We start from the raw sequence: 17073 nt of genomic DNA on the forward strand, positions 1-17073 counted from the left end.
AGCTGCGCGCCTTGGTATCTTTTCGCGCCAACCCCTTTGCAGCCGGAAACCCTCCATGTCCTTCCAAAAACTCGATCAGCTCGGCCATAGGCTCGAAGCGCTGGAACATGCGCTGGCCATTCTCGGCGCCGATGAGGCGACCCACATGGCGGTTGGCGGCGGCGAGAAGCGCGCCGAGGCGATGTCGGCCTTGGCCGGCATGCTGCACGCCCAGGCTACCGCACCGGAGATCGGCGACTGGATCGCCGCCGCCGAAGCCGAACCGCTGAACGACGAGCAGCAGGCTGCGGTGAGGGAACTGCGCCGCCAATATACCAACCTCACCTGCCTGCCGGTCGAATTTGTCGAGCGCCAGACGACGGCGCGCATGCGCTCCGAGCAGCTCTGGCGCGACCTGCGCGCCAAGAATGACTGGGCGGGCTTCCTGCCGGCACTGGAAGGCGTCGTGACGCTGGTGCGGGAAGAAGCGGCGCTGCGCGCCGAGGCGCTCGGCCTCGCCCCCTATGACGCGCTGATGGAGCAGTACGATCCCGGCAACCGCGCCGCCGACATCACGCCGGTGTTTGTCGAGCTGAAGGCTTTCCTCAAGGATTTCCTGCCGCATGCGCTGGCGATGCAGGATGCGCGGCTGGCGAAGCACGCACTCAAGCCGCTCTCCGGCAGCTACGCCGTCGAGAAGCAGCGCGAGCTTGGTCTTGCCATGATGGCGGCGGTCGGCTTCGACCTCACCCATGGCTCGCTGGCGGTATCGCACCATCCCTTCTGCGGCGGCGTGCCGACCGATGTGCGCATCACCACCCGCTACAAGACTTCCGATTTCCTGTCGGCGCTGATGGGAGTGCTGCACGAGACCGGCCACGCGCTTTACGAACAGAATCTGCCGAAAGCCTGGTCGCACTGGCCGCTCGGCAAGGCGCGCGGCATGGCCGTGCATGAGAGCCAGAGCCTGTTCGTGGAGAAGCAGATCGGCCGCAACCCCGCCTTCTGGCGCTGGGCGCTGCCGGTTGTCGAGAAGCATCTCGGCGAAGCCTGGTCGATCGACGACATCCTGCCGCATGTCCATCATGTGGAACGCGGCTTCATCCGCGTCGACGCCGACGAGGTCACCTATCCGCTGCATGTCATCCTGCGTTACGAGCTCGAGCAGGAGCTCGTCTCAGGACGGCTGGAGGCCGCCGACCTGCCCGAGGCCTGGGATGCCAAGATGCGCGACTATCTCGGCCTGTCGACCATCGACAACCCGGCCGACGGGCCGATGCAGGACGTGCACTGGCCGGGCGCCGCCTTCGGCTATTTCCCGTCCTACACCCTGGGCGCCATGATGGCGGCACAGCAGTGGGCCGCCTTGACCAGGGAGCATCCGTCAGCCGACGGAGATCTCGCCAAGGGCGACTTCAGCGCCATCAATGAGTGGCGACGCGACAAGATCTGGTCGCAGGGCTCGCGCTGGTCGACGCCGGACCTGCTCGAGCGCGCCACCGGCGAGAAGCTCAACGCCGTTTACTTCACCGAGCACCTGCGCAAGCGGTACGGCGACTGATAACGCCTGCCGGCGGGCGCTACTCCGCCGCGCCCTTGAAGGCGCTCGCTCCGGTCTCGAACTGCAGCTTGGCGAGCCGCGCATAGGTGCCGCCCTTGGCGACAAGGCTTTGGTGGGTGCCTTCCTCGACGATGCGCCCGCCTTCCATGACCAGGATGCGGTCGGCCTTGAGTACCGTCGCCAGCCGGTGGGCGATCACGATGGTGGTGCGGCCGCGCATCAGCCGCTCCAGCGCCGTCTGCACCAGCGTTTCGCTTTCGGCGTCGAGCGCCGAGGTCGCCTCGTCGAGCAGCAGGATCGGTGCGTCGCGCAGAATGGCGCGGGCGATCGCCACGCGCTGGCGCTGGCCGCCCGAAAGCGTCACACCGCGCTCGCCGACCTGGCTGTCATAGCCCTTTTCAAGCTTGCCGATGAATTCGTCGGCAAGCGCCGCCTTTGCCGCCGCCTCGATCTCGGCATCGCTGGCGCCCGGCCGGCCGAAGCCAATATTGTCGGCAGCACTGGCCGCGAAGATGGTGACGTCCTGCGCCACGATGGCGATGCGCTGGCGGATTGCGGCCGGATCGGCCTGGCGCAGATCGACGCCGTCGATGACGACACGGCCGCTCTCCGGATCGTAGAAGCGCAGGATAAGCGAGAAGACGGTGCTTTTTCCCGCGCCCGAAGGACCGACGATCGCCACCGTCTCGCCGGGCTTCACCTGGAAGCTCAGCCCATGCACGGCGGCCCGGTCCGGCCGCGCGGGATAGGAGAAGGAGACATCGTCAAAGCTGATCGCGCCCTTGGCCTTGGCCGGCAGCGGCTGCGGATCGGCGGGCGCCTGAATGGCGGGCTTCTCGGCCAGGATCTCGGTCAGACGCTCGGCGGCGCCCGCCGCCTGCGACAGCTCGCTCCACACTTCCGACAACGCGCCAAGTGCGCCGGCGGCGAACACCGAATAGAGCAGGAACTGGCCGAGCGTGCCGGCCGACATCGTGCCGGCAAGCACGTCGCGCGAGCCGAACCAGAGCACCGCCACCACCGATGAAAAGATCATGAAGATGGCGAAGAAGGTGAGAAAGGAGCGGGCGAAGACCGACGTGCGCGCCGCCTCGAAGGCGGCCTCGACGGCGGCCGAGAAGCGCCCCGTCACCAGCTTCTCGTTGGTGAAGGCCTGCAGCGTGCGCACGGCGCCGATCTGCTCGCTGGCATAGGCAGTGGCTTCCGCCAGCGTATCCTGCGCCAGCCGCGACTTGCGCCGCACCGAACGGCCGAAGGCGACGAGCGGCAGCACGATCAGCGGGATGGCGGCCAGTACCAGGCCGGACAGTTTTGGGCTGGTGAAGACCATCATCGCCACGGCACCGACGCCGAGGATGAGATTGCGCAGCGCGACCGATGCCGTGGCGCCGACCGCCGACTTCACCTGCGTGGTATCCGCGGCAAGCCGCGACACGATCTCGCCCGACTGCGAGCGATCGAAAAAGGCCGGCGAGAGCGTCGTGACATGGGAGAAGACATCGCGGCGGATGTCGGCGACGACCCGCTCGCCGAGCGTGATGACGAAGTAGTAGCGGCTGGCGGACGCCGCCGCCAGCACGGCCGCCATCAGCACCAGCGCGGCGAAATACTCGGCAATGAAGGTAGTGCCCGCCGCCTGGAAGCCGTGATCGATCATGCGCCGCACGGCCATCGGCAGGGCCAGCGTCGTCCCTGCCGCAACGATCAGCGATATGATCGCGCCGACCGCCAGTTTGCGGTACTGCATGACGTACGGAAAAAGGTTCCTGAGCGGCCGGACCGAGCGCCTGCGCTCGTCACCACTGACACCAATATCCGCCATGAGCGTTTCCTCTGGCCGCGTGTTCGTCATGCGCTTCAATATGCGCCTGCCGCGGCCTTGTGATTCAATTCCGGCTGATGTATAGGCTCGCCGACCGTTTTAGAAGCCGTGGCTTTTCATTAGCTGCGGCTTCGAGTTTTAAAAAGGGGCGCATCGACGCAGGCCATCGGCCCGTCACCAGCGCCGGCAAGCCAGGAACACGACAATGAAGGCCGATATCCATCCCGACTACCACACCATCAAGGTCGTCATGACCGACGGCACCGAATACCTGACCCGCTCGACCTGGGGCAAGGAAGGCGACACGATGAACCTCGACATCGACCCGACCACGCACCCGGCCTGGACCGGCGGCCAGCAGACCCTGCTCGACCGCGGCGGCCGCCTGTCGAAGTTCAAGAAGCGTTTCGAAGGTTTCGGCCTCTAAGCCTTTCTAAACGTGTCGCAGATCAAAAACCCGCCTCCGAGGCGGGTTTTTTGTTGGCCACAGACGCTGCGGGAAACCCGACCAGGTTGTACCTACCCTTCCACCAGCTCCCGCAGCGCCATGCGCTTATAGGCCGCGACCAGCCTGTCGCCCTCCTCCCGGTCGACGGAGATCGCCAGCCGCATGACCGCCTCGCCCATCTGCCAGACTAGCAGCGCCGCCGTCTCCATCGCCACGGTATCTGCGCCGGGACGCAACCGCTTCAGCACCGCGACGAGGAATCGGGCATTGGCCCGGCTGTCGGCCAGTTCGAGTTCGCGCAAGGCCTTGTCGGCCTGCGTGCCCGACCAGATGTCGCGCATCACCGGTTCGGCCAGGAACATCCCGTAATAGATGTCGACCAGCTCCGAAAACGCCCGCTTCAGCCCCTCGGCGTCGCTGACGTCCTTCAGCGCCGCCGAGATGCAGGCCTGGCTTTCGGCGGTGTAGCGCTCGGCCAGCGCCCAGACGATCGCCCGCTTGTCGGGAAAGAACTGGTAGAGCGAGCCGATCGACACCCCTGCTCTTTCCGCCACCTCGCCCATGCGCATGGCATCGCTGCCTTGCTCGGCGATCAGCGCCGCGGCGGCGGCAAGCATCCGCTCGACCCGCTCGCGGCTGCGCTGCTGCGTCGGCGCTCGCCGGGGCATTGCGATTTCCTGGTCGAGCTTCGCGGCTACCCTGCCTTGCATGAGCTTCCTCCGAAAGATCCTCGAGAAACTGGCTTGACTCACAAAATACGAGGGTTTATCACGTTTTGCAAACATGAGGATTACTCATATTCAGAAAACGAGGAGATCGAGATGACCGACACGTCACAGAAACCGATTTTGATCCTGGGCGGCACCGGCAAGACCGGCCGGCGGCTGGTCGAACGGTTGATCGCCCGCAGGATCCCGGTGCGGATCGGCTCCCGCGCAGGCACGCCTCCCTTCGACTGGTCGGACAAGAACACCTGGGGCGCGGCCCTCGACGGCGTCGGCGCCGTCTACATCAGCTGCTATCCTGACATCGCGGTGCCGGGCGCCGCCGAAACTGTCGAGGCGTTGGCCAAACTTGCCGTCGAGCGCGGCATCAAGCGGCTGGTGCTGCTCTCCGGTCGCGGCGAGACGGAGGCTCAGCGCGCCGAGGAAATGGTCAAGGTCTCCGGTGCCGATTGGACGATCCTGCGCTGCTCATGGTTCTCGCAGAATTTCAGCGAAGGCTTCCTCATCGAATCCATACTCGAAGGCGAAGTCACCCTGCCGGTCGGCGCTGTCGGCGAACCCTTCGTCGATGTCGACGATATCGCCGATGTCGCCGAAGCCGTGCTGACGGAGCCGGGCCATGCCGGCCAGCTTTACGAACTCACCGGCCCGCGTCTGCTGAGCTTTGCTCAGGCCGTCGCCGAAATCGGCAAAGCCACTGGCCGCGACATCCGCTATCGGCGGATCTCGCATGCCCAATTCACCGAAACGGTGGCTGCGCACAACCTGCCGCCGGAATTCGCCTGGCTGCTCAACGAGCTCTTCACCGAGGTGCTCGACGGCCGCAACGAATCGCTGACCGACGGCGTGCAGCGCGCGCTCGGCCGCCGGCCGAAAGACTTCTTCGCCTATGCAACCGAAACCGCAGCCAGCGGCGTCTGGAGTAACTGAGATGATGAAAATTCTTCCCGCCCTCGCCTTCATTGCCGCGATCGGCTCTGGCGTGGTCGGCGGCGTCTTCTTCGCCTTTTCCAATTTCGTCATGGCAGCACTTGCCAGGCTGCCCGTCCCAGCCGGCATCGCAGCGATGAATTCGATCAACATCACCGTAATTACGCCCGCCTTCATGACGGCGCTTTTCGGCACCGGCCTCATCTGCCTGGTGCTGATTGCCGCTGTCATCATGGGCTGGAGCCAATCGGGCTCGTACTGGCTGCTTGCCGGCGCCGTAATCTATCTCGTCGGCAACCCGATCGTGACCATGGTGTTCAACGTACCGCTCAACGACGCCCTGGCCGCCGTCGACCCGGCCAGCAGCAACGGCGCCGCCGTGTGGGCGAACCATCTGCGCCAATGGGTAATGTGGAACCACGTCCGCACCATCACCGCGATCGTGGCGATGGCCTGCTTCATCCTGGCGCTGATTTGAAGAGAGCGGCCAGCGGATAAAACACCGCCTCAGGCGGGGTCCGTCTTCTTGTGCGTCTTGCGGTCGGCGTGTCCCAGATCGCGCTCCGGGTCGATGACATCGCGGACCAGCTGCTTGAGCTTCGCCGCCTCCGGAAAACCGCCGTCGCGCTTGCGCTCCCAGATAAGCTGGTCGTTGCAGGAGATCGTGAAGATGCCGCCGGTGCCCGGCACCAGCGTCACCTCGCCGAGATCGGTACCGAAGGTCGAGAGCAGCTCCTGTGCCATCCAGCCGGCTCTGAGCAGCCACTGGCATTGCGTGCAGTAGGTGATGCGGATGGCGGGCCGCGGCTTCTCGCTCATGTCGGATCGAGTTCCGCTCATGGATCAGCCGATCAGGCCGCGCTGAGCTTGGCCATCGTTTCGTCGTCGACCTCGAAATTGGCGTAGACGCTCTGCACGTCGTCGTCGTCCTCAAGGGTGGCGACCAGCTTCATCAGCGACTGCGCCCGTTCTTCATCGACCGGCACGTTGTTCTGTGGCTGCCAGATCGGCTTGACCGACTCCGCTTCGCCGAGCGCGGCTTCGAGCGACTTAGATACCTCGCCGAGATTTTCGAAGCTGCAATAGACGGTGTGGCCTTCCTCGTCCGAGTCGACGTCGTCAGCACCGGCCTCGATCGCGGCTTCCATCACCGTGTCCGCGCTGCCGGCCGAAGCCGGGTAATAGATCTCGCCGACGCGGTTCCACATGAACGACACCGAGCCGGTTTCGCCGAGCGCCCCGCCGGCCTTGGTGAAGGCGGCGCGCACATTGGACGCCGAGCGGTTGCGGTTGTCGGTCAGCACCTCGACGATCAGCGCCACGCCGCCGGGGCCATAGCCCTCATAGCGCACGGCCTCGTAGTTCTCGGCATCTCCGGCGGAGGCCTTGTTGATGGCGCGCTGGATGTTGTCCTTCGGCATCGACACCGCCTTGGCGTTCTGCACCGCAAGGCGCAGCCGCGGGTTCATCGCCGGGTCCGGCGTGCCGGTCTTGGCGGCGACGGTGATTTCGCGTGCCAGCTTGGAAAACATTTTCGACCGCACCGCATCCTGGCGGCCTTTCCGGTGCATGATGTTCTTGAACTGCGAATGGCCAGCCATGGCACCCCTGTCGTGTTCGGCTAGAGCATTTCTCGGCCGGGCGCGATCACCCGGCAAATGCTCGAATTCAAAATTTCAGAACGCTGCAAGCGTGCCTGCGAAGGCCCGCGGGGCTCTCTGTCGGAATGGCCGGCTTATAGATAAATCGGCTCAATTCGTCCAGCCGGACCGTCGACCCTGACGGCGGACAGACCGAGATTGCCCTTGCAGCGCGGCATCATCCCTCCAGATCCGACTTCAGCCGGTCGAGGATGCTGATCGCATGGCCCGCATATTGGCCGATCCAGCGGTCGTGGATCTGCCTGATCGGCAGCGCGTTGAGATGGTTCCAGCGCTCGCGCCCCTCGCGCCTCGCCACGACCAGATCGGCCTCTTCCAGCACTTTCAGATGCATCATGACCGTGCAGCGATCCATGTCCGGGAAAGCCTCGCAGAGCGCCCCGGTGGTCTGCGGATGATCCTTGAGCCGGTCGAGCAACTCGCGCCGGCGCGAGTGCGCCAAGGCCTTGAAAACACGATCGTCCGAGGTTGGGCTTGACATGTTATGTTTTTATAACATATTGTTTCACGAGGCAAGGAAGGAGCTGTGGATATGTCTCTTGGATTCAGGATTTCCGGACGCATCGGCAAGCCGGTCGCCGAAGTCTTCGACGCCGTGGTCAACCCGACGAAGCTCAGCGGCTATTTCACCACCATTGGCGGCGCCTCTGCTCCGCTGGTCGCCGGCACCACCGTCACCTGGTGGAAGACGGTGCCGGTCGAGGTCGACGAGGTGATCAAGGATAGGCGTATCGTGCTGCGCTGGGACGCGGCCGACACTGACGGCAAGCCGGCCTACAAGACACGCATCGAGATGAACTTCGAGCCGTTGGACGACGGCGGCACCTTCGTTACCATCGCCGAGGCCGGCTGGCACGAAGGCGAGGTCGGACTGAAGAAATCCTACCTCAATTGCGAGGGCTGGTCGCAGATGCTCGCCTGCATGAAGGCGTATCTCGAATACGGCATCAATTTGCGCGACGGCTATTATCGCGCCGAGATGAAAGGCGAGCCGGCCAACGAGACCAATATTTGACTCCCTTTGAGCGAGGAGGCCCGGCCGTGAAGGTAACGCCGTTCCTGATGTTCGAAGGTCAGGCCGAGAAGGCCATGACCCTCTATTGCGACACCGTTCCAGAAAGCCGCGTTGTCGACGTCACACGCTATGGCGCCGGTGAGGACGGGCCCGAACGTGCGCTCAAGCTGGCCCGTCTCGTGATCGGCGGCACTGAGGTCATGGTCTTCAACAGCCCCGTGCATCACGCCTTCTCCTTCACGCCGTCGTTCTCGCTCTTCGTCGACTGTTCCTCCGAGGAGGAGCTCGATCGCATTGTCGGGGTGCTGGCCAAGGACGGCGCGTTTCTGATGCCGACCGACGATTACGGCTTCAGCCGCCGTTTCGCTTGGCTCAACGACCGCTTCGGCGTTTCCTGGCAGATCAACCTGCCCTAGTTTAATGCCCGCCGCCGGACCGCTGCTTCTTTCGACGCCGCGCCAGCATGTTGAGGCCCTCGACCAGCGCGGAAAAACCCATGGCGGCGTAGATGTAGCCCTTGGGCACGTGATAGCCCATGCCGTCGGCAATCAGCGTCATGCCGATCATCAGCAGGAAGCCGAGCGCCAGCATCACGATTGTGGGGTTCTTGGCGATAAAGTTGGCGAGCGGCGTCGCCGCCAGCATCATCACGCTCACCGCCACGATGACAGCGATGTACATGATGGCGATCTCGTCGGTCATCCCGACGGCGGTGATGATGGAATCGATCGAGAAGACGAGGTCAAGCAGCAGGATCTGGAAGATCGCGCCGGCCAGGCTCATCTGCAGTGTGCCGCCCATCATCGAGTCCTGATGATCCTGCGGATCGACCGTGTGGTGGATTTCCTTGGTCGCCTTCCAGACAAGGAACAGGCCGCCGGCGATCAGGATCAGGTCGCGCCAGGAAAAGCCATGCCCGAACGCCGTGAACACCGGCGTCGTCAATTGCACGATGATCGAGATCGTGGCGAGCAGCACCAGCCGCATGCCCAGTGCCGCCGAGATGCCGAGTTTGCGGGCGCGGGCGCGCTGCGTTTCCGGCAGCTTGTTGGTCAGGATCGAGATGAAGATCAGGTTGTCGATGCCGAGCACCACCTCCAGCACCACCAGCGTCAGCAGCGCGATCCAGGCTGTGGGATCGGAGACAAAGGCAAAGTGCGGCGCCAGGAACTCGACAAGCTGCATGGAGGTCGTCCCCTCTACGATCTAGAGCAGTTTTCGCGGGTTTCGTCGCCAGTTAGGTACGACCGGTGCTCATATCAATATCATCACCAGAAGGACGGCGCGGTTTCCTCGAGTCTCGGCCCGCGGCGAAACGGCGCGATCTTCTCGGCGAGCCCGGTGCGGTCGGAGATTTCCACGCCGACGCCGCACAGCGTCGCCGGTCCATTCGCGGCCTCGAAACGACCTTTCGGCACTTTCGACAGGAAGCGGTTGAGCGGCTCTTCCTTGTCCATGCCGAGCGAGGAATCATAGTCGCCGCACATGCCGGCGTCCGAAATATAGGCGGTGCCGCCGTTGAGTATCTGATGATCGGCGGTCGGCTGGTGCGTGTGGGTGCCGACCACAAGGCTGGCTCGGCCGTCGACGAAATGCGCGAAGCACATCTTTTCCGAAGTCGCCTCGGCATGGAAATCAATCACTGCTGCGTCGGCCTGTTCGCCAAGCGGACAGGCCGCAAGCTCGCGCTCGCCGGCCTGGAACGGATCGTCGAGCTCGGGATGCATGAAGACGCGCCCCATGATGTTGGCGACCAGCACCCGCGCGCCGTTCCTGGCGATATAGACGCCGGAACCACGCCCCGGCGTGCCCTTGGGAAAATTGGAAGGGCGCAGGAAGCGCTCCTCGCGCGGCGCGAAGACCAGCGCGTCGCGCTGGTCCCAGACATGGTTGCCGGTGGTGACGACATCCGCGCCCGCCGCGAGCGTCTCGCGAAATATCTCCTCGGTGATGCCGAAGCCGCCCGCGGCGTTCTCGCCATTGACGATGACGAAGTCGAGCTTGAAGTCGGATATCAAGCCCGGCAGCTGTTCCCACACCGCCGTGCGCCCAGTTTTTCCGACCATGTCGCCGAGGAAGAGAAGTCTCATACGATCCCGCGTCGAAAGTCCGCCAAGCAAAAGCTGCATGACTTTCCGCAAAAGATCATGCGTTTCTCAACCGCTGTTCTACAATTGCGGCGTGAACCGGCGCAACCCGCTCCCGGTGAGTATTTCCGCGATGATCACATGATGGTCTTATACGGCACCACCGCCCCGTCCTAGCAGCCGAAGGCGACGTCTAACGCGCGCTCCGTCCGCGCAGCCAGAAGAACCAAACGTAGAACGGTGAAGCCGCCGGTACCTGCAAGGATCAACAGCATGCCGCGCCAGCCCTTCATTCCGGCGGTATCGAGGGTCGCTGGATCGCCAGGGTCGTAGTAGAATTTCACCTTGTCGCCGATCGACGCCTCGTGGAGACCGACAAGGTTTCCCTTTCCGGACCAGGTCATCGGCACGTCGTCAACCACATAGGCGAGGGCGACATTGATGCGCTCTATGGCGAGGCCATTTTTGTGCATTTCAGTGAAAGGACTGACATCCGTCACGGTAGCGACCGTCTGCCCCCAGGCCGCTTGGTGGTACAGGGTGGTTCCGGTGATATGCAATCCCATCGCAAACAGTGCTGCCGCGATCAGAGCAAACGGCATCAGGATGAATCGCATGAAGACAAAATCCCTTGCTAGCCTCAACTTGGATTGGATAGCAGGAATACTGTTGGATAGGGATTGGAATCGCGCGAAGCGGGTCGGAATATTCTAAGAGGCGGTAAACCGGCGTAACCCGCTCTCGGTGAGTATTTCCGGGATGATCACGTCATGGTTCTCATCCGGCACTTGCGACACCTCCTGGCAGTCGAACGCAATGCCGATCAGCCGCGGCGCCAGCCCTTTGTCGGCCAGCCTGGCGATCGCTCGGTCGTAATAGCCGGCGCCGTAGCCGATGCGGTGGCCGCGCGCGTCGAATGCTGCGAGCGGAACAAACATGAGCGAGGGGTCGAGCTCTTCGGCCTCCTCGTGCGGTCCGACCGTGCCGAAACCCATCTCGACCATTGGCGCGCCGCGCACCAGCTCGCGGAAGACGATGGTTGTCTTGTCGAGGATCGCCGGCAGGCAAAGCCTGGCGCCTTTCTCGCGCAGCGCGAACATCAGCGGCCGCACATCGACCTCGGAGCGCATCGGCCAGAAGCCGGAGACGATCTGGCCCGGTTCGACGGCGATCTGGTCACGCGCCGTCTCAGCCATTTCGAGCGCGATCTCGACCCGCCAGAATTCGTCCAGCGCATCCCGCCGCGCCAGAGCTTCCTTGCGAAGCTGTTTTTTCAGGTCTTTTGATGAGGTCATGCGCAGACGTTAGAAAAGGTCGTATCCGGACGAAGTTGCAGGAGCGACGCTTTCTACCGCATCAAATTCAAAAACGGGAGAGTGGCGATCCACACAACCGGTGGAGAGGTCGATCCCGGGTGCCTACAAAGTAGGTGGGCGCCGTGTGAGAAAACCCACGGGTCTTCCCAGGGACAGCTCCCTAAGGATCGATAAGGCCCCGGGGATAAGTTTCTCCTGCCGGGAAGCGCAGACCGCCAAAACCAATATAGGCCCATGGTTGACCGAGCGCCAGAAGGACACCGCTCCAAGCGGCCGCAAATCTGCGTCATGGGCCTTGCAGCGTTGTCATGCCTTGCACAGCCCGGCCAGCGTCCTTAGGGTCGCGGCCCAACGATCAGGAGAAGAAATGCGTTTCGAAGGCACCGCGGCTTACGTCGCCGACAAGGATTTGATGGTGGCGGTCAACGCCGCGATCGCTCTGGAGCGACCGTTGCTGGTCAAGGGCGAGCCGGGCACCGGCAAGACCGAACTCGCCCGTCAAGTGGCGGCGGCGCTCGACCTCGATTTCATCGAATGGAATGTCAAATCGACCACCAAGGCGCAGCAGGGGCTCTACGAGTATGACGCCGTCTCGCGGCTGCGCGACAGCCAGCTCGGTGACGACCGGTTCAGCGACATCAAGAACTACATCAAACGCGGCAAGCTGTGGGACGCCTTCGCGGCACCGAAAAAGGTCGTTCTCCTGATCGACGAGATCGACAAGGCCGACATCGAATTCCCCAACGATCTTCTGCAGGAACTCGACCGGATGGAGTTCTTCGTCTACGAGACCGGCGAGACCATCCGCGCCGAATTTCGGCCGATCGTCATCATCACCTCCAACAACGAGAAGGAGTTGCCGGACGCCTTTCTGCGCCGCTGCTTTTTCCACTACATCCGCTTCCCCGATATCGAGACGCTGCACCGGATCGTCGACATGCATTATCCCGGCATCAAGCAGAATCTCGTGCGGGCCGCGCTTACCCAGTTCTACGAGATCCGTGACGTGCCCGGGCTGAAGAAGAAACCATCTACCTCCGAAGCGCTCGACTGGATCCGACTGCTGGTCGCCGACGACATCGCGCCGGAGGATCTGCGCGCCGATCCGAAGAATATGTTGCCGAAGCTGCATGGCGCGCTGCTCAAGAACGAGCAGGACGTGCACCTCTTCGAACGCTTGGCCTTCATGGCCAGGCGCCAGCAATAGGCTTGGCAGCAATAGCGCTTTGTCCGTCTGTGGACCGTTCCCGACAGGCGGCGGTTGCCGCAGCTTCCGACCAAAACGTTGGAGGAAAACATGTCCGAGATCACCGTCCGCCCGCTTGCCCAGTCCGACCGCTCCGACTGGCGCCGGCTATGGACCGCCTACCTCACCTTCTACGAGACCAAGCTGCCGGAAGAGGTCTACGACGTCACCTGGAAGCGCCTGTTCACGCCTGGCGAGTTCGAGCCGAAAGGCTTTATCGCCACGCTTGAGGGCAAGGCCGTCGGCCTGACCCACTATCTCTACCACCGCTCCTGCTGGTCCGAGGTCAACACCTGCTATCTGCAGGATCTGTTCGCCGACCCCGAAGTGCGCGGCAAGGGCATCGGCGCGGCGTTGATCAAAGCGGTGCAGGACGAGGCCGGCAAGATCGGCGTGAAGAACGTCTACTGGATGACGCACGAGACCAACGCCACCGCGCGCCGGCTGTACGACCATGTGGCCCGGCGCACGGGCTTCATCGAGTACGATCTGTTGTGAAACGGTTGAAACCGGTCCAGCTGCGCAATATATTGCGCATTGGAAAGCCGCCGTGCCGCTGATTGAGACTAACACGCGCAAGATCATAGCGCGGCTTTTGCGCGACGGCTGGTCGAGCGTCGGAGGCGGCAAGCACGACAAATACGAGCACCCGGGAAAACCGGATGTGACCATCATCGTGCCGCGGCACCGCGAGCAATCTCCGGGCGTTGCACGCTCGATCGCCAAGCTCGCCGGATGGATTTGAGGCATGATCGCATGACGCATTATATCGGAGTTCTGGACGGCGCGGATAATGTCTGGGGAATCCGGGTCCCCGACCTCCCGGGCTGCCATGGCGGCGGCGCCAGCCCCGAGGAGGCGATTGCCGATGCAGCATCGGCGATACGCGAATGGGCCGAAACTCGGTTGGCAAAGCACGTCTCGTTACCCGAAGCACGAACGGTGGCGGACTTGTTACGATCAGGTGAGATCGATAGCGCCGCAGGCGAGTCTGCCGTCATGATCCCGCTGCTGATCGACTCCGGTCGGTCAGTCCGGGCAAACCTGTCGTTGGACGCTGGTCTGCTTGCGGCGATCGATACTGAAGCCAGCCGCCGGGGCCTGACGCGCTCTGCCTTCATTGCGAGTGCCGCGCGTGAAAAGATCGAGGGGCAGAGATAGCCGTCTGGCGATGTTCATCCCCTTCTTCCTTGAACTAAAAGCCGCGCGGGTTCCCGTTTCGCTCCGGGAGTATCTGTCGCTGCTCGAAGGCCTTGAAGCTGGGCTGGTCGACTACGACGTCGAGGGTTTTTGCTACCTCGCGCGCTCGGCCCTGGTGAAGGACGAGCGCCATATCGACCGTTTCGATCAGGTGTTCGCGCATGTCTTCAAGGGCGTCGAAGCGCTCGCCGGTCCGGACGCTGTCGACGTCGCCAACATCCCCGAGGAATGGCTGCGCCGGCTCGCCGAAAAGCACCTGAGCGACGAGGAGAAGAAGCTGGTCGAGGCGCTGGGCGGCTTCGACAAGCTGATGGAGACGCTAAAGCAGCGCCTGGAGGAGCAGAAGGGCCGGCACCAGGGCGGCTCGAAATGGATCGGCACCGGCGGCACCTCGCCCTTCGGCGCCTATGGCTACAATCCGGAAGGCGTGCGCATCGGCCAGCACGAAAGCCGCCACCGTCGCGCAGTGAAAGTCTGGGACAAGCGCGAGTTCAAGAACTTCGACGACGCGATCGAGCTCGGCACCCGCAACATCAAGGTGGCGCTGAAGCGGCTGCGGCGCTGGGTGCGCGAGGGCGCCGAGGAAGAGTTCGACCTGCCCGGCACCATCCACGCCACCGCCGAGCACGGCTATCTGGACTTGAGAACCCGGCCGGAGCGGCGCAACGCGGTGAAGCTCCTGATGTTCTTCGACGTCGGCGGCTCGATGGATGGTCACGTCAAAACCGTCGAGGAGCTGTTCTCCGCCGCGCGCGCCGAATTCCGCCAGCTCGAGTATTACTACTTCCACAACTGTCTTTACGAGCGCGTCTGGAAGGACAATCGCCGCCGCCTGGCCGAGACAATCCCCACCTTCGACCTCATCCACAAATATGGGCCGGACTATAAGGTGATCGTGGTCGGCGACGCCTCGATGAGCCCTTACGAAATTGCGCATCCCGGCGGCTCGGTCGAGCACTGGAACCCGGAGGCCGGCGGCGTCTGGCTCGGTCGGCTGCTGCAGCAGTGGCCGAACGCGGTCTGGTTGAACCCTGAGGCTGAGAAGAACTGGCGCTACACCCATTCCATCGCGATGATCAGCGACATCTTCGGCGGCCGCATGTTCCCGCTGACGCTTGCCGGGCTCGAAGCGGCAACGAAGCAGCTATCGAGGAAGCATTGAGCGTGACAGTAATTCGCGGAAACCAGCGGCGATTGCGTTGTCAGTCCCAGCGCTGGTCAGTGGTGTAACAAACACCTATCTTCGTGCGAACATGACATGCCAACCAACAACGAGCCGCCAAGGCCGAGGAGATTTCATGGACACCCACGCCTATCCCGTCACCCGCACCGATGCCGAGTGGCGCGCCCGGCTGACGCCGGAGCAGTATGCCGTCATGCGCAACCACGGCACCGAGCGTCCCGGCAGCTGCGCCCTGCTCTACGAGAAGCGCGCCGGCACTTTCTTCTGCGTCGGCTGCGACCAGCCGCTGTTCGAATCCAAGCTGAAGTTCGAGAGCGGAACCGGCTGGCCGAGCTTCAACGATCCGGTCCCGGGCTCGATCGAGACCACCGTCGACCGCAGCTACGGCATGGTCCGCACCGAGTGCCACTGCTCGCGTTGCGGCAGCCATCTCGGCCATGTCTTCGAGGACGGTCCGCCGCCGACCGGCCTGCGCTATTGCATCAACGGCGTGTCGCTGCGCTTCGAGCCGGCGGCCTGACAGCCAGTTCGTGGTAGCTTTGTAAGGGCGGCTTCGGCCGCCCTTTTCGATTCAGACGACGACCGTCGCGATCAGCCAGAGCGCCGAGCCCAGCATCATCAACTGCGCCTTGAACCCGCCGGCCGTTTCCGCCGTCCGCCAGACGGCAAGGGCGAGAAAGATGTTGTAGGGGGCGGGAAGGAAATGCACCGTGAGCACCAGCCAGAGCGGCAGCTTCAGCCCAAGCAGGACAAGCGCCAGCGCGGACGAAGCGATGTTGATCGCCGTGCCGGCGAGCAGCATGTCGCGCCAGAACAGCCGGTCGAGCGGCACAATGCCTTGCCAGCGCGAGCGGAAGAAGCCGGCAACCATCTGTGCTCTACTCCTGCCTCAGCACTTGGGTGACGGCTTGCTCGAAGCGCGAGCATTCCGTCGCCAGCCAGTCGGCCATGGCCGGCCAATTGTCCTCGGCAAAGCAGTTGACCCGCCACTGCGAATTTATGCCGAGATTCTGCGCGCTCTGCTCCGGCCTGAGCTTCAGCCGCGCCTCGATCGCCGGTTGGAATGGCATCAGCCGCGTCCAGACCTCCGTCGCGCCGAGCTTCTCGTTGCGGCCGAAGAAGACGCCGACCACGTTCTCGCTTGGCGCGACATACATGGACAGCACCAGGGCGAACTCCGGCATTCCGCGCTGCCAGAACCATGGCCCGCGTCGCGCCAGCCGCGCCCTTTCTTCCGGGTGCCGTTCGGCGAACAGCGCCCAGAACCCGCGATGCCGGAACTCCGAAGCGCGATAGCCGCCGAAGTCGAACTCACTCATGGCCGCCCCCTAGAGGCAATTCCAGGAAGTGTAACGGTTTCCGTCCGGAATTGCGCAAAAGCAAATCGTTGGAGCAGTTCAGCGATTCCATCAAAACGCTGAACTGCTCTAGCCGCGAGCCTTACACCATGCCGAGCGCGGCCTTGTACAGATCGAGGATCGACTCCTCCTCCTGGCGCTCGGCCTGATCCTTCTTGCGCAGCCGGACGATGGTGCGGATCGCCTTGGTGTCGAAGCCGGTGCCCTTGGCCTCGCCATAGACGTCCTTGATGTCGTCGGAAATCGTCTTCTTTTCTTCCTCGAGCCGCTCGATGCGCTCGATGATGGCGCGCAGCTGGCCGGCGGCTACAGTCTGGCTGGTCTCGGTGATCTCGTCGGCCATTTTTTCTCTCCGCGTTTTTTTGCGCCACGGCGATTCCCGCCCGGCAAAATTGGAGCGGGTTCGATGCCCGAGCAGGCGCGGCGGGTCAAGACATTATCGATGCGGCATGAAGGGTTGGAGCACCCCAGGCTGTGCTGAGATTCTGGTCAGGCCGAGCCGGAGTCGAAGACGGGCGCGAAGCGGGCGAGAACGGTTGTTC

General features: G+C 63.4%; 24 protein-coding genes and 1 other RNA gene. 12 read left to right on the forward strand and 13 right to left on the reverse strand.

The genetic code is table 11. The features are described 5' to 3' along the window. The first annotated feature begins 55 nt into the window (after nt 1–55). Complete coding sequence (locus P9217_RS26730) at nt 56–1540, forward strand: peptidase M32 (protein WP_067319484.1); 1485 nt, start codon at nt 56–58, stop codon at nt 1538–1540. A gap of 19 nt (nt 1541–1559) precedes the next feature. Here the strand turns inward: P9217_RS26730 and P9217_RS26735 are convergent, their stop codons facing one another. Then, a complete protein-coding gene (locus P9217_RS26735) occupies nt 1560–3362 on the reverse strand; it encodes an ABC transporter transmembrane domain-containing protein (protein ID WP_067319702.1) in 1803 nt (600 codons plus the stop codon). A 205-nt stretch (nt 3363–3567) separates the two neighbouring features. On the opposite strand from P9217_RS26735, the gene rpmE reads away from it, so the two are divergent. Next, nucleotides 3568–3789 carry a 50S ribosomal protein L31 gene (gene rpmE / locus P9217_RS26740; protein ID WP_040974396.1) on the forward strand — a complete coding sequence of 74 codons (222 nt, stop codon included), beginning with the start codon at nt 3568–3570 and terminating at the stop codon, nt 3787–3789. A 92-nt stretch (nt 3790–3881) separates the two neighbouring features. Here the strand turns inward: rpmE and P9217_RS26745 are convergent, their stop codons facing one another. After that, a complete protein-coding gene (locus tag P9217_RS26745) occupies nt 3882–4520 on the reverse strand; it encodes a TetR/AcrR family transcriptional regulator (protein ID WP_067319486.1) in 639 nt (212 codons plus the stop codon). A 111-nt stretch (nt 4521–4631) separates the two neighbouring features. Here P9217_RS26745 and P9217_RS26750 point away from each other — a divergent pair, with 111 nt between their 5' ends. Beyond that, a complete protein-coding gene (locus P9217_RS26750) occupies nt 4632–5465 on the forward strand; it encodes an NAD(P)H-binding protein (RefSeq protein WP_278088161.1) in 834 nt (277 codons plus the stop codon). 1 nt (nt 5466) lies between these two features. Beyond that, nucleotides 5467–5943, forward strand: a complete 477-nt coding sequence (locus tag P9217_RS26755; RefSeq protein ID WP_067001727.1) for a DUF1772 domain-containing protein — start codon at nt 5467–5469, stop codon at nt 5941–5943. Nucleotides 5944–5972: 29 nt separating this feature from the next. Here the strand turns inward: P9217_RS26755 and P9217_RS26760 are convergent, their stop codons facing one another. From P9217_RS26760 to P9217_RS26770, 3 genes are all read right to left on the reverse strand, one after another. Next, entirely contained in the window at nt 5973–6284 is a 312-nt protein-coding gene (locus P9217_RS26760) for a SelT/SelW/SelH family protein (protein ID WP_095799760.1), read from the reverse strand. A gap of 32 nt (nt 6285–6316) precedes the next feature. Continuing rightward, entirely contained in the window at nt 6317–7066 is a 750-nt protein-coding gene (locus P9217_RS26765) for a YebC/PmpR family DNA-binding transcriptional regulator (protein ID WP_095799759.1), read from the reverse strand. A 217-nt stretch (nt 7067–7283) separates the two neighbouring features. Then, nucleotides 7284–7607: a helix-turn-helix domain-containing protein gene (locus tag P9217_RS26770; RefSeq protein WP_127241645.1), complete on the reverse strand. Its 324-nt coding sequence runs from the start codon at nt 7605–7607 to the stop codon at nt 7284–7286. Nucleotides 7608–7658: 51 nt separating this feature from the next. Here P9217_RS26770 and P9217_RS26775 point away from each other — a divergent pair, with 51 nt between their 5' ends. Both P9217_RS26775 and P9217_RS26780 read left to right on the forward strand, forming a co-directional pair. Next, entirely contained in the window at nt 7659–8141 is a 483-nt protein-coding gene (locus P9217_RS26775; protein ID WP_067001716.1) for an SRPBCC domain-containing protein, read from the forward strand. Between the two features lie 26 nt (nt 8142–8167). Beyond that, nucleotides 8168–8557 carry a VOC family protein gene (locus tag P9217_RS26780; protein WP_278088162.1) on the forward strand — a complete coding sequence of 130 codons (390 nt, stop codon included), beginning with the start codon at nt 8168–8170 and terminating at the stop codon, nt 8555–8557. A 1-nt stretch (nt 8558) separates the two neighbouring features. Here the strand turns inward: P9217_RS26780 and P9217_RS26785 are convergent, their stop codons facing one another. The 5 genes from P9217_RS26785 to ssrS form a co-directional block, all read right to left on the reverse strand. Further along, entirely contained in the window at nt 8559–9326 is a 768-nt protein-coding gene (locus P9217_RS26785; protein ID WP_127241646.1) for a TerC family protein, read from the reverse strand. Nucleotides 9327–9409: 83 nt separating this feature from the next. Next, nucleotides 9410–10231 (reverse strand): YmdB family metallophosphoesterase, encoded by an 822-nt coding sequence (locus tag P9217_RS26790; RefSeq protein ID WP_095824096.1) that lies wholly within the window; start codon nt 10229–10231, stop codon nt 9410–9412. 170 nt (nt 10232–10401) lie between these two features. Continuing rightward, complete coding sequence (locus P9217_RS26795) at nt 10402–10845, reverse strand: DUF3592 domain-containing protein (RefSeq protein ID WP_278088163.1); 444 nt, start codon at nt 10843–10845, stop codon at nt 10402–10404. Nucleotides 10846–10938: 93 nt separating this feature from the next. Further along, nucleotides 10939–11523 (reverse strand): 5-formyltetrahydrofolate cyclo-ligase, encoded by a 585-nt coding sequence (locus P9217_RS26800; protein WP_095799756.1) that lies wholly within the window; start codon nt 11521–11523, stop codon nt 10939–10941. An 82-nt stretch (nt 11524–11605) separates the two neighbouring features. After that, nucleotides 11606–11761: non-coding RNA, 6S RNA (ssrS, locus tag P9217_RS26805), on the reverse strand. A gap of 150 nt (nt 11762–11911) precedes the next feature. On the opposite strand from ssrS, the gene P9217_RS26810 reads away from it, so the two are divergent. The 6 genes from P9217_RS26810 to msrB all read left to right on the forward strand — a co-directional run bounded on the left by P9217_RS26810 (nt 11912) and on the right by msrB (nt 15693). Beyond that, nucleotides 11912–12751: a MoxR family ATPase gene (locus tag P9217_RS26810; protein WP_127241614.1), complete on the forward strand. Its 840-nt coding sequence runs from the start codon at nt 11912–11914 to the stop codon at nt 12749–12751. A gap of 90 nt (nt 12752–12841) precedes the next feature. Then, nucleotides 12842–13288 carry a GNAT family N-acetyltransferase gene (locus P9217_RS26815; protein ID WP_095799754.1) on the forward strand — a complete coding sequence of 149 codons (447 nt, stop codon included), beginning with the start codon at nt 12842–12844 and terminating at the stop codon, nt 13286–13288. A gap of 52 nt (nt 13289–13340) precedes the next feature. Next, nucleotides 13341–13535 (forward strand): type II toxin-antitoxin system HicA family toxin, encoded by a 195-nt coding sequence (locus P9217_RS26820; protein WP_206519945.1) that lies wholly within the window; start codon nt 13341–13343, stop codon nt 13533–13535. 11 nt (nt 13536–13546) lie between these two features. Beyond that, nucleotides 13547–13951, forward strand: coding sequence for a type II toxin-antitoxin system HicB family antitoxin (locus tag P9217_RS26825; protein ID WP_095799753.1), 405 nt, complete (start codon nt 13547–13549; stop codon nt 13949–13951). Between the two features lie 10 nt (nt 13952–13961). Further along, on the forward strand, nt 13962–15152 hold the full coding sequence (locus tag P9217_RS26830; protein ID WP_278088164.1) for a VWA domain-containing protein: 1191 nt from the start codon (nt 13962–13964) through the stop codon (nt 15150–15152). Between the two features lie 136 nt (nt 15153–15288). Further along, on the forward strand, nt 15289–15693 hold the full coding sequence (msrB, locus tag P9217_RS26835) for a peptide-methionine (R)-S-oxide reductase MsrB (protein WP_067001694.1): 405 nt from the start codon (nt 15289–15291) through the stop codon (nt 15691–15693). Between the two features lie 51 nt (nt 15694–15744). Here msrB and P9217_RS26840 read toward each other — a convergent pair whose 3' ends face one another. From P9217_RS26840 to P9217_RS26850, 3 genes are all read right to left on the reverse strand, one after another. Beyond that, a complete protein-coding gene (locus P9217_RS26840; RefSeq protein ID WP_095824100.1) occupies nt 15745–16044 on the reverse strand; it encodes a hypothetical protein in 300 nt (99 codons plus the stop codon). Nucleotides 16045–16051: 7 nt separating this feature from the next. Then, nucleotides 16052–16492, reverse strand: a complete 441-nt coding sequence (locus P9217_RS26845) for a hypothetical protein (protein ID WP_127241613.1) — start codon at nt 16490–16492, stop codon at nt 16052–16054. Nucleotides 16493–16613: 121 nt separating this feature from the next. Beyond that, on the reverse strand, nt 16614–16874 hold the full coding sequence (locus P9217_RS26850; RefSeq protein WP_067001689.1) for a DUF2312 domain-containing protein: 261 nt from the start codon (nt 16872–16874) through the stop codon (nt 16614–16616). Nucleotides 16875–17073 lie beyond the last annotated feature (199 nt).

Source organism: Mesorhizobium sp. WSM4989 (assembly GCF_029625795.1).
Taxonomy (GTDB): domain Bacteria; phylum Pseudomonadota; class Alphaproteobacteria; order Rhizobiales; family Rhizobiaceae; genus Mesorhizobium.

Bases quoted from the DNA above. Each gene is read 5' to 3' on its own strand.
- P9217_RS26825 (WP_095799753.1), top strand. From the start codon at position 13,547: ATGACGCATTATATCGGAGTTCTGGACGGCGCGGATAATGTCTGGGGA.
- P9217_RS26830 (WP_278088164.1), top strand. From the start codon at position 13,962: ATGTTCATCCCCTTCTTCCTTGAACTAAAAGCCGCGCGGGTTCCCGTT.
- P9217_RS26735 (WP_067319702.1), bottom strand. From the start codon at position 3,362: ATGGCGGATATTGGTGTCAGTGGTGACGAGCGCAGGCGCTCGGTCCGG.
- P9217_RS26770 (WP_127241645.1), bottom strand. From the start codon at position 7,607: ATGTCAAGCCCAACCTCGGACGATCGTGTTTTCAAGGCCTTGGCGCAC.
- P9217_RS26765 (WP_095799759.1), bottom strand. From the start codon at position 7,066: ATGGCTGGCCATTCGCAGTTCAAGAACATCATGCACCGGAAAGGCCGC.
- P9217_RS26795 (WP_278088163.1), bottom strand. From the start codon at position 10,845: ATGCGATTCATCCTGATGCCGTTTGCTCTGATCGCGGCAGCACTGTTT.
- P9217_RS26775 (WP_067001716.1), top strand. From the start codon at position 7,659: ATGTCTCTTGGATTCAGGATTTCCGGACGCATCGGCAAGCCGGTCGCC.
- rpmE (WP_040974396.1), top strand. From the start codon at position 3,568: ATGAAGGCCGATATCCATCCCGACTACCACACCATCAAGGTCGTCATG.
- P9217_RS26850 (WP_067001689.1), bottom strand. From the start codon at position 16,874: ATGGCCGACGAGATCACCGAGACCAGCCAGACTGTAGCCGCCGGCCAG.
- P9217_RS26755 (WP_067001727.1), top strand. From the start codon at position 5,467: ATGATGAAAATTCTTCCCGCCCTCGCCTTCATTGCCGCGATCGGCTCT.
- P9217_RS26790 (WP_095824096.1), bottom strand. From the start codon at position 10,231: ATGAGACTTCTCTTCCTCGGCGACATGGTCGGAAAAACTGGGCGCACG.
- P9217_RS26810 (WP_127241614.1), top strand. From the start codon at position 11,912: ATGCGTTTCGAAGGCACCGCGGCTTACGTCGCCGACAAGGATTTGATG.
- P9217_RS26845 (WP_127241613.1), bottom strand. From the start codon at position 16,492: ATGAGTGAGTTCGACTTCGGCGGCTATCGCGCTTCGGAGTTCCGGCAT.
- P9217_RS26750 (WP_278088161.1), top strand. From the start codon at position 4,632: ATGACCGACACGTCACAGAAACCGATTTTGATCCTGGGCGGCACCGGC.
- P9217_RS26840 (WP_095824100.1), bottom strand. From the start codon at position 16,044: ATGGTTGCCGGCTTCTTCCGCTCGCGCTGGCAAGGCATTGTGCCGCTC.
- msrB (WP_067001694.1), top strand. From the start codon at position 15,289: ATGGACACCCACGCCTATCCCGTCACCCGCACCGATGCCGAGTGGCGC.
- P9217_RS26800 (WP_095799756.1), bottom strand. From the start codon at position 11,523: ATGACCTCATCAAAAGACCTGAAAAAACAGCTTCGCAAGGAAGCTCTG.
- P9217_RS26760 (WP_095799760.1), bottom strand. From the start codon at position 6,284: ATGAGCGAGAAGCCGCGGCCCGCCATCCGCATCACCTACTGCACGCAA.
- P9217_RS26730 (WP_067319484.1), top strand. From the start codon at position 56: ATGTCCTTCCAAAAACTCGATCAGCTCGGCCATAGGCTCGAAGCGCTG.
- P9217_RS26785 (WP_127241646.1), bottom strand. From the start codon at position 9,326: ATGCAGCTTGTCGAGTTCCTGGCGCCGCACTTTGCCTTTGTCTCCGAT.
- P9217_RS26745 (WP_067319486.1), bottom strand. From the start codon at position 4,520: ATGCAAGGCAGGGTAGCCGCGAAGCTCGACCAGGAAATCGCAATGCCC.
- P9217_RS26815 (WP_095799754.1), top strand. From the start codon at position 12,842: ATGTCCGAGATCACCGTCCGCCCGCTTGCCCAGTCCGACCGCTCCGAC.